Below are 11875 nucleotides of genomic sequence, written 5' to 3'. Positions count from 1 at the left end.
CTCATATCCTTGCTGGCGATCATCTTTTTATGCCAAGTAATCGTCATCCAGACGCCAAGGTAATTGTCGCCTAACATCACCACCATCTTACTATAGGTGTTTATCAGGATTTGATATCACAAGTGACCTGCCTCGAAAAAATGGACAGCCCATCAGAGTGGCAAAAGAAGGCCAATATTTCTACAACTCCATTGCAAACAACGCCTTCACATCCTCGGCTTGGATGCACAGATAGTCCAGCGTTTGCTTTTGTGAGGCATGACCAAACGCCACCATCAATCGCGGCAACGTTTCGGCATTACCGCTTTTATATTGCCAATACCCCCAGGTCTTGCGCAGCGTATGACTGCCATAGTTACCTTTCAGACCCACATCCTGGCACCATCGCTTGACCATATTCACCACCGACGGCACCCGTAACACATGGCTGCGCTGCGATTGAAATAGGTACTCGTCATCGTCTCGCCGCTGACATTCCGCCGATTCAACGTATTCATGCAACGCCGCAACGGCAGATCGATTCAGGGACGCCATTCGATACTGATCGGTTTTCGATTGCTTAATATCCAACACATCCCCCACCTCGACCCAACGCACATGCCTCATCCGCAGCGATAACAATTCATTGGCCCGGTACGCCGTGTTAATACCCAGAATGAACAGACACCGATCGCGTGGCTTCAAAATCTTCTTAATATGATCGATCGCCTTTTTGCTGCGAATCGGTTCCACTTTTGTCGATGCACCCCGTTTCGGGTGGTGCGGATTTTGCCCTTTTGGGATCGCCATATTGGCCTCGCGTTACTCATTAAGTTTTAGCACCATACTACTAAAACTTAATGAGGCGTAAAATCAAGCCCTTTTGAATTAAGCATAAAAACCCCAGCCAAGCCCTTACTCACCCTTGCTTAGACCCCAAAAACAGACTTATTAACTTTTAGGCAAAAGTTAATGAGTGACGATCGCATTTATGATGAGTCAGTAGTTAGAATTATGATCGACCAGGTTTAGCCGCTCGCCTAAGAACCTTATGTGAAAGTGATGCACTGGTCGTGTAAAAGTTGGATCGCTAAAAGCAAATGTTCTCAAAGCTTTGAATAGAGAATAGCTGATGTCAAGAAAGAGAACAAGCCACACGAAATCCAATACGACTCAATCTGCGATAAAAGCGATATTCACTACGATATGCTGAACGTGCACTATGAGGCCCGGTTATCCATGAACCTCCTCTTACTACTTTATATGGATTTCTCCCTAGTTTCCAGCCAATAAGAGAGCGTGCACTTCCATCGCTAGGTGCTCCATAATAGCTATTGAACCATACATCTTCACACCATTCTAAAAGATTGCCATGCATATCATGCAATCCCCATGGATTAGCAGGGAATTGGCCTACTTCAGTTGCTTTTCCTCTATTCTCTCCCTTTGGGCCTTGCCCATATGCATCATAATTTCCATTATAATTTGCTAGATTGGTGGTGATAGTTTCGCCATAATGAAATGGAGTAGTGGTTCCTGCCCTACAGACATACTCCCATTCTGCCTCACTAGGTAATCGATACTTTTTACCAGTTATTTTGCTTAGTGCTTGGCAAAAATCTTGTGCATCAATCCAGTCCACCCAAGCAATTGGAAGCCTTCCATTTTTATATTTTGGATCTACAGTGAATTTACCCATTACTGTAAGCCACTGTTCCTGGGTAATCAAATACCTACTCATATAGAAAGGTTTGATGTGAACCTCATGTTGCGGTTCAGATGAGTCTCCTGACCAGATGCCCTCCTCATTCTCAGATGTTCCCATAGTGAAGCTACCTCCTGCTATAGCCACCATTTCCATCTGAATACTTTTATCTAAATCCTCGATAAATTCTTTAGCCTGTCTTGTCTTAGTATCTATGATTTCACCAAACTCATTTACCTTTACAGTTTCAAAATTGAAACTTTTAAGCTCCAATCTTGCCGCTAACGTATTAGTTGCAGATATTTTGTTTCTTTTAATGGCTAATATTGATGTTAGTCCACAACCTAAAAGTGCTCCAAAAATTAAATCTCGACGTTTTAGATTTGTCTTGTGATTCTTGAACATAATTCATGATTAGCAATTATGGACTGAGTTAACTATTATTAATTTAAGCAAATTTAGTTTTATGGTGTAGGACGAATTGCGCCATTTTGTAATATCTGTTCTCTCTGCCTATCAGCTGCATTGATCCTTAAACGTCTTCTTGGATCATTTTCTGTTAATCCGATAGATGAAGGTTCTGGACGATTGTCTGGTAATCTCTTAATTCCTGGGACAACACGTAAAGCATCTGATACATCATTAGGGTGAAAAACAATTCCTCCATAAGTACGATTTCGACCCCTTAGAGCATCTTTAAGGGGGCCATCTGGTAATGCTTCCATAGTTATAGTTACACAACTTTCAGTAAAGATACTATAATCTCTTACTCTTCTACCCTTTATGTGTGGCTTATCTTCTACCTGACGTTCATTTGTGCCTTGGTCGTAGAGATCGTCAAGGTAGCTTTGGGCATCTTGCTCTTGGGATGCAGTTAGAGGTAGTTCCCATTGCTCTACAGTATCGTGTGATCCCACGAAATTCCCTCCACTACCAATACGTCTAAAGTATTCTTCTCGAGGCACTTTATAAAGATAACCATCACCTCCGATACCAGCGCTAGCTGCTTTGGGTTGTTCACCGAATCTGCCATAAGTGTATACAGTCCCATTTACATCTAATGAGACATGTCCCACAAAATTACCATTTTTATGTATATATATAAGTGCTTCTAAACCTGACGGATCTACTGAAATGGCGGGATTGTTAAATACGTAACGATATAGATTCGCATCACCAGCTGTGTAGCCAAGCGGATCTTCACTAATGAAGCGCCCATTATTAGAATCAAAATATCTAGCACGATAATAGTGTAAACCAGTTTCAGAATCTAATTCACGACCAGTGAAGCCAAAACGCGTGGTAACAGATGCATCAGTCTGGCTGGTTAATCCACCAAAACTATCATAGGTAATATGATTTTGCTGTGTTCCAGTAGAATCGATCAAATCTCTTACAGTACCAACATGATCAGTCAGCGCCCAAAGCACCCGTCCTTCAGCCTGCTGCTCATCCGCTAGGAATTGATCGACACCCAGACTGTAAAGATAACGATTAGTTTGAGTGCCACCACCATCAAACTCCAGGGCAATATTGTCATTCATCCCATAGATAAAGCGCGTAACAGCGGCAGGTGCTGCACCTGCTCCATCAGAGTCCACAGATTTGCCAATGCGCAGGTCGTACACATCATAAGTGTAGTCACTTTGCTGAATAATATTGTTACTGCTGTCTTTCACAACCACTCCAGTTAAGCGATTGCGATAATCCCAGGTGTACTCGGTTACCTCTCCAGAGATCTGATCAGTTTTGCTAATCAGATTACCTTCATTGTCATATGCATAATCATAGGTACCATCACTTTCTAATCGATTATTATCTCCAGTTTGGTAGCCTGCATTAGTGCGATTGCCATTCTGGTCATAGGAATAATTTTCATCGGCTTGGAATGAATAATCCGCAGCAGTTAGCTGATCATCATCATCGTAATTAAAATCGCTGCTGCCATCAATGCTGTTATCAATCCTCGTCAAACGCCCATTGTCATCGTATGTAAAGTCATAGGTCAAAGCCATTGCAGCGCCAGAATGAGAAATGTTCTCAAGCCGATTAAGCTCATCATAGGTATGGGCTGTTTCAGCAACCAGTTGAGATCCAATAATATCTGAATAACGCTTAATACTCTCTGCCTGGCCGACCGCATCGTAAGTGTATTCGACCCGCTTATTTTCTACACCATTACCGCTTTGTCGAATATTGAGGAGACGATTTGCAGCATCATAAGAGTAGTTAGTAACCCCTGCTTGTACCCCGTTAATAGAGTCTTCCACCCGAATAAGATTGCTAGCATTATCATAGTCATAATTCATAATGACTGTTGGGGAACCAGAAGTACCAGCATTACTAGAGGTATCAAGACGACCTCTTAGATCATAGGTGTAGGTATAGGTGGAATCTGGATCGCTAGTGCTGGTTAATTGATCGGCTGCGTCATAAGCAAATACTGCGGTTCGAATTGGCGTAGCTGCACTATCCAGCCAAACTTCTGCAGTCATGCGGTTTAAATCATCAAAGGTAAACTCACGCACTCTATCGTTGCGATCAGTAGAGCGTATTCTATTACCAACAGGATCGTACTCATGCGTCTTGCTATTGCCTAACTGATTAGTTTCCGTTACCAATCGATTAAGGCCATCATAATCATATGAGGTTGTATTGCCTTCAGGGTCAGTAATTGATGTGACGTTGCTAGCATCATCATAGGTTGTAATAGTAATGCCGTTGATTGGGTCAATTACCCTAACAGTGCGATTGCGGTTGTCATATTCATAGGTAGTTATTTGGCCTAGTGGATCTCTTTCAGAAATTACATTGCCCACATCATTATAGTCAGTGAAGAAGATATTCCCTTCGGCATCTTTAGTAGAAACTTGCCTTCCTCGATCGTCATAGCTGAACTCAGTACGATTGCCATTAGCGTCAATTTGCGCTATCAATTGGCTTGTTTCGTCATATACATATCTGGTTTCATTGCCAAGGGGATCGCGTTCTAAAATGGGCCGATCTTCGAGATCATAGACCATTTCGGTTCTATGATCATTACCATCAATTCTAGCTATGACATTATTATCTGCGTCATATTCTTGCCTTTCAATCACACCATCAGGAAGAATCGTCTCGATCACTCTGTTACGATCGTCATAAACGAATCTGGTCTCCCGGTTAAGTGGATCGATAAGAGAAGTCTGATTTCCATGGCTATCATAACCATATATAGTTTCAGGAGAAGGTAATGGCCCTGCACCATCGGGATCAGGATCATTCAATCTAATTAGGCGATCCATATCATCGTAATCACTAGTGGTTAAGCGACCTAAGGGATCGGTTATGGTTCGCTGATTCCCATTCGCATCATAGGTAAATGTGGTTACAGGAGAAGATAGGGGCCCTGTGCCATCGGGATCTGCTGAAGTAATTTCGATTAAACGATTCAGCGAATCATACTCGTACTCAGTACGATTGCCATTCTCATCGATCATGGCAGTCTGATTACCCGCAGCGTCATATTCAAACATTTCGAATGCTTCATCGGGAGTACCCTGGGCATAGGTGATTTTAATTAGATTCCCAAAATTATCATAGTCATAGTCAGTAACTCTTCCCAATGAGTCAGTCATGGTATCGGTCTGACCTTGGCTAGTATATGTGTAGGTAGTTACTACGTCATCACCACCACTAACCACACGCGTCATGGAACGCATATTTCCATTATTAGGATCAATATCGTATAGGGTTTGTCGCCCCAGTTCATCAGTGTAGCTAGTTTGCCTACTGAAAGTGGAATCATATGTAATTCCACTTTCTCCACCTAGAGCACGAAGCCCATCTAAGCCAGCGCCTAGCAAAACAGCACCATTCTGATCAGGTGCTCCTTCAACAGCAACTATATCAAGTACAGAATCACCATTTAAATCGGATAGTATAACAGTCCCATTGTTATTGATTCTGGTCAAACTGGTTGGACGAATAAGAGAATCTGAAAAGCTTCCATCTCCATTTCCTAACACCAATGCCAAATCATCCAAATTTGATGTTGGAGTAACTACATCCAAGTTACCATCATAATTTATGTCACCAATATCGAAATTACCAGATGAGTTAAGGTTAAAGTCTTGAGGTGTGTATGATATGGCATTGGTAAAACCACCATTACCATTTCCTAAGATAACCGTTAACTCACTAGCGGTACTAAAAGTTGGGCCACTATTTGTAATAACGTCTAAAGCGCCATCATTATTGAAATCGCCAAACTTGAGACTTCTACCAGGGCGAATCTCCCCGAAATTAAACGTACTTGCGCCGTTAAATCCACCGCTTCCGTTACCTAAACGTACATAGAGCTTATTGCCATCACTCGTGTTTGGGGTGAAAACCAGATCTAAATTACCATCATTATTGATGTCACCTAATGCGGCCTTAGTAACGATTGAGAAGTTAGCTGGTGTAGATTTCGCAATTTCTTGAGTAGTGAAATTACCACTGCCATCATTAAGTAAAATTGCTCCTAAAGCACCTGTACCTGCATAAAACGTAAAAATATCTACATCATTATCATTATCAAAGTCGCCAGTGAGAGTAGGGAAGTAGCTTGTTGTCCCTGCTACAGGAATATTTGTAGGAGTGCCAAGGCTACCGGTACCGTCTCCTAAGAGTAGCTTTATACCCCCAGAGGAGGGAGTAACAAGATCGAGATTCCCATCTCCGTTTAGATCAACAACTGCAGATTCTGCTAGAAATGGATTAGAACCACCTGCGCCAAAATCAGTTTTACTTTCAAATCCTCCATTCCCATTACTGATGAATACAGATACAGAGCCTGGGCTTGTACCGTCAGTATTTGTCGTAACAATATCGAGTACACTATCCTTGTTGAAATCACCAGTGGCTATATCTGATACTTTCTCAGTCTCAAAACGCTTAGAACTTGGGAAATAATCTTCGCCTATATAGCCAGTAGAACTATCTACGATCGTAATTGGATTGCCATTAGCATCGTATTCATACTCATTGATATTTCCTCTAGCATCGATCTCCATTGAGACCAGATTAGTATCTTCATCTCTGATAATGGATGGCAAATTACCTTCCTGATCAAAACCAGACACAATTTGCCCCCTGCGATCAAGAAAAGCTGTCATAGTGTTGCCGTTAGCATCCGTATAAGTAGCTTCAATTGTTCCAAGAGAAGATGCTATAGGAGCATTCAGCGCATCTACAGTTTGGGTGGGATCTGCTAGTACACGGGATTGAAAAGGCTCAACTTCTATCCTTTCATTGTCTTTGGTAATCGCATAATCAGCACGACCGGCAAAGTTATAGTAGGTCTCCTCTCGATTATTGCGCTTATCAGTCTCAGCGATTATATGATGTCTATCGTCATAATCCCATGACCGTTCGGTACTATCGGGATCGATGATTTTGGTTAGATTGCCATCAGCATCGTATTCCAGTGTTGTAGAACGCCCAGATGGATCTTCAATGGTGGAAACTTTGTTATTAGCATCATAGGTAAAAGTAGTTTCAAGACCAACTGGATCTATCATCTTATCCAATAAGCCCAAACCGTTGTATGTATAGTTAGTCGCATTTCCATTGCGATCCACCATGCTTGCCAGCTTATTATCTGGATTAAATGTATAAACGGTTTGGTCTTTCATGGTGCGCTGGAAGGTTCCATCAGGTAGCTGCACCAGAGTAGAAAAATCTCCTGGAGGTGATACATATGACTCGCCGAAGATATCAGGCCCTTCAAATAATAGCTCACCGCTACCACCATCTATTAGTAGGACAGATTCATCTGGGTTGATAACTAGCTCTTGTAGGCCTGCCATTCCCCATCCACTACCAAATGGACTATCTATAAGATTAACGTTGATTAAACTGCCAGTTTGGGTGGATGTGGAACCACTAAAACCATTATTAACAGGATCATCTGACCATAGGAGTCCAGTGCTCATTTCAAATTCGTAGCGGCCAGAGGATAAAGAACTCAAATCTGCCTGTAAACCAGCACTCACAGCGTCACCAGTTTGAAAATCCCAAAAATGCTGTCCACCATCCAGACCAAAATCTCCATCAGCTATGCCAGGGACTTGATACTCAAAATCTCCTTGCTTGATTGTTAGATCAGCAACTAATCTTTGGTACTGACTACTGCCACGAATGACATCTTCATAACCAAAGTTGACGATTGGACGTGGGTCAGCCCGAACTGAGTCATAAACTAGCGATACACCTCTTGCCTGGCCTAGGGATTGATAGGTTGGCAGATTGTGTCTTTCAATTGTTGCCCCAGAATACAACTGTACCTCCGGAGTAAAAGGCTGGCTAGCTCTAGAGCAATCTTGGGCATCACCACAGTTTGCCTCATCATCTTGAGCAAGTGCCGGATTACCTGGTGTACCAACCCCTCCTGGTCCTTGTGGTGGAGCTGGTGGAGCTGGTAGTGGTGGTCTTGGAACCAAGAAGTGCCAGCTACTGTTGCGAATACCTCCGCTTACAGTAGTAATAACGCTACCAGAGCCTTCATCACCAGGTTGAACAATCCCAACCCCCACATCATCGAACTCGCCAGTAATTGGATTGATCGACCATAGTGTCATTTCCGTGCCCTCCTCATAACCAGCTCGGTTAGGCAAGGTTAGGGGGGCAGGAGTAGTGAAATTCATCTCCCCTGGTTGGATAGTGACTACCACATCCGGGATAAGATCCTCAGGCAGTGCGGCAGGAGTTAGATCCCGTGGTACTTCTGTAATACTTAGTGACCCATTAAAGGGATTTCCCTCTTGATCTACAATTGAATCTGCAGCGACAAATACTGATGCTCCAGGTATATTGTCTGTAGTCACATCGGTACCAGAACCAGGGATAATAGGAACTGCATTGGAGGTATCCAATACCGGTAGGTAGATCGGCCGATCGATTATATTATTAAAGCCAATGTAGGGATCATGCTCTAAAACAAGCTCTAGTTTCTCTGCAATGAAGGGATATTCATCGCCACTTCCATCATCAAAATCCTGCCCCAATACCCGTAATGTATCACTGGGTAATGGTCCACTCACTTCGATCGTAAATTCACCATTGCTGTCAGTAATTGTTTGAATACCACCAAGCTCAATTGGTAAACCGGCTAAAGCATCTTCATCGGTATTGAGGATCGTGCCAGAAATACGAGTAGTAGTTATAGGATCTGCAACTACATTGAGCGTATAGTTCTGGGTAAATTCCTGTCCATTCTGGTCAATCCCTACCGCTGTGAATTGATAAGTCCCAATCTGATCTGGAGTGGGATTGAAGATTAGCGTGCCATCCCCTTCCAACTCACCGGTAGGTAAACCATCCGCATCCTGCAAGCTGAAGCTAACCGCAGTAGTGAGAATATCGCTCAGCTCCACCTCTACGCTAGCCCCCGGCAGCACCGTCAACGTATCACCCTGAATCGCATCATTCGCCGCGATCGTCACCGTGCTGGCATCAATACTGCCCAACTCCACCCCAGCAGGCAAAGTACCAAAACCAAGAATGACCGTTTCATCGGGCTCAGGAATATCATCCGGGTTAATCGTGACCGTGACATTCTGAGTTAAATCCGTACCAGTGGCACCAGCGGTGAAAGTGATTGAACTATCTGAAATCGTAAAGTCATCATTAGCACCAGCGATCGCCGTGCCATCAACCGTAATCGGCACCGTAATATCAGCCGTCGGTGTATCACTGAGCGTAATTGGAATTACCACATCCGTAGCCGTTGCCTCTTCTGTGGCACTAAAGGAAGCCGTATCAAACGACACTGATGGAGTATTATCCAGACGAGTGAAAGACTCAGTGATTGTGACCTCATTACCCGCCACATCGATCGCCTTAATATCAAACTGATTAGCACCTAATGCCAGAGCAACATTGGAGATCGAGAAGAGACCACTGGCATCAGCGATCGCCGTTTGCCCAGTTTGCACAATCTCAATCTGACTATTCGGCTCACTCTGGCCAGTAAGCGTCACCAAGTCTAACGTAGTCTGCCCATCTCCCACTGGCTCCGTATCAAAGGCTGGATCTAAACCAATCGTTGGTGCTGCTGGAGCCGTAGTATCAAGGGTAAAGTTAATATCAAAGCTATCCGAGACATTCCCAAACTCATCGGTTGCCTGCAGATGCAATACATACACACCATCCGCCAAAGGCCCACCATTAATCTGCTCTAGGACAGTTTGTGAAAGGTTAAAACTGCCATCAACTTGCAACTCAGCGAGAATATCAACATAGCTAGCAATCGGCGTATCATTCAATCCAGCTACGAACCCAGTTATATTATTGGCATCAGTGACTGTGCCAGTAATCGCTGGATCAGAAGTAATCCCATCACCATTTGTACCACCAATCGCCGTGTCATTAGCCAGATCGCTAGTAATGTCAGGAGCATTGGTATCTGCCGCTGTCACAGTGGCACCACCATTGAAGGTGATATTCTGCTTTGCACCGATGCCACCAATTAACTCCGAATTACCATTGAAAGTGAAGTTGCCACCACTGAGGAATTCACCTCGGGTATTCGCAGCACCATTGAAGGTAATATCACCTTGGGCAATTACCTTTAAAAAGTCATTGTCACCAGTGGTAGTAGTAGCGCCATTGAAGTTAATGCTATTTTGACTACCCGTCGCTACTAGACTCTGACCACCAAACCTAGTTCCATTATTCATGTTGATCGATTGGGAAGCCAGAATTGCGCTATCGTTTGCCTGCACATTGCCCAGATTAATCCCGCCATTATTAACAACGATCGCCACATTGTTGAGCGTATGACCATTGCCATTGAAGTTAACCGAGCCATTATTGACAATGATTACCGTATTCTCGATCGTCACGCCATTAGGGATATTAATCCCACTGGTTACTTCTACGACGATAGGATTAGCGGCTGTTCCCCCAGAGGGAAAGTTATTATTCCAATTGTTGGCATTGTTGATCGGGTTTTGATTCGGATTGAATGCGATCGGGGTCGTACCTGGTGCAATCCGATCGTCTAATTCTTGAGCTCGGATCTCAGCAAAAGCAGGAATATCCAAGATCTGCTCACTCACCACAGTTGGTGGAATCAAACCACTGTAGGGATTATTAGGCGCATTAGCAGTGGTAAATCCAGGAGCCACCACCACTGCATTGGGTACAAGAACTTCATTCCCCTGGCCATCCAGGATAGGATTACCCTGGGCATCCCTTTCTACAGGCAGGATCGGTACATTATTGAAATTAAACCCATCCCCCGCATAGATTAGGGCATCATCACCAGGGTCAGTAGGAACACCATCAAAGTCGCCACCTCCGTTGATCGTGACAATCCCTTCTGCCAGGATTGAGAACTGAGTACCAGCGATCGCTGCCGTTGGCGAAGGTACTGCACCAATGAGTGGGTCACTATCTGAACTAATAGCAACCGAATCGCTACCAGAGTTAAAGACCGTTGATGATGGATTTAAAACCTGAGTAGAGAGAGTCCATTCCCCTTCACTGAATATGCCAATTACTGTTTCAGCACCACTGCCATCTGATTGAAGTGATATAGATGGTGGATCGGTGATACTACGACTGGCGATCGCTGATGAATCCAGAGGATGATCAAAGATTGGATCTAAAGCTTCTCCATAGCCAAGCAATGAAGACGTGCTGGCCTGCAACCCTTCGGCATTGATATTCATTACATTCCTACTCTTATGAAACCCAGATTTGAAATAGCTTGAGCGCAGTCTTTTAACTCTCGATCAAGAGTAAAAATAGCTCGGCCAGTCCTTCATAAGGCAGGTAGCATTCAGTCTCTCCAAAGAGACCAGAATCCTAACTCCTCTTTAGGAAAAATATCACCTGCAGGACAATCATCTGCTAAATCACTGCCATTTATAATATTTTGTAATAATTAGATGGATTTTAATCAAAGCTTAACTTGGGTATTTATGTACTTTTGTGTTTAACTTTTGCGACTTTATTATTTATCTACAAATTTATTCTTATCAGTTCTATTTAATTGAAGTGGTCTCACGCTGAATCAATGAAGAGTAGAGAATGACATAGCCTTAGCCTAATATATGCAGATTATATAAATCAATCTAACAAGTATCGTACTGATAATATAGTCAGCTTCATTCAATATTTTGGTGTATAAACAACCCTAAGCTAATTGAAATAGCAGGCTTA

3 protein-coding genes are annotated in these 11875 nt (G+C 43.3%); all 3 read right to left on the bottom strand.

Annotation, left to right across the window (positions count from 1 at the left end; genetic code table 11):
- Positions 1-180: 180 nt before the first annotated feature.
- The 3 genes from PSE7367_RS18580 to PSE7367_RS20830 all read right to left on the bottom strand — a co-directional run bounded on the left by PSE7367_RS18580 (position 181) and on the right by PSE7367_RS20830 (position 11382).
- On the bottom strand, positions 181-789 hold the full coding sequence (locus PSE7367_RS18580; RefSeq protein WP_015146103.1) for a site-specific integrase: 609 nt from the start codon (positions 787-789) through the stop codon (positions 181-183).
- Positions 790-1114: 325 nt separating this feature from the next.
- On the bottom strand, positions 1115-2089 hold the full coding sequence (locus tag PSE7367_RS18575; protein ID WP_015146102.1) for a formylglycine-generating enzyme family protein: 975 nt from the start codon (positions 2087-2089) through the stop codon (positions 1115-1117).
- A 59-nt stretch (positions 2090-2148) separates the two neighbouring features.
- On the bottom strand, positions 2149-11382 hold the full coding sequence (locus PSE7367_RS20830) for an FG-GAP-like repeat-containing protein (RefSeq protein ID WP_015146101.1): 9234 nt from the start codon (positions 11380-11382) through the stop codon (positions 2149-2151).
- Positions 11383-11875: the final 493 nt, after the last annotated feature.

Origin of the sequence: Pseudanabaena sp. PCC 7367 (assembly GCF_000317065.1) — a bacterium.
GTDB lineage: Bacteria > Cyanobacteriota > Cyanobacteriia > Pseudanabaenales > Pseudanabaenaceae > Thalassoporum > Thalassoporum mexicanum.
This window is presented reverse-complemented; position numbering and strand designations above follow the sequence as displayed.

Excerpts from the sequence above, each read along its gene's own strand:
- PSE7367_RS18580 (WP_015146103.1), bottom strand. The coding sequence starts at position 789 with ATGGCGATCCCAAAAGGGCAAAATCCGCACCACCCGAAACGGGGTGCA.
- PSE7367_RS18575 (WP_015146102.1), bottom strand. The coding sequence starts at position 2,089 with ATGTTCAAGAATCACAAGACAAATCTAAAACGTCGAGATTTAATTTTT.
- PSE7367_RS20830 (WP_015146101.1), bottom strand. The coding sequence starts at position 11,382 with ATGAATATCAATGCCGAAGGGTTGCAGGCCAGCACGTCTTCATTGCTT.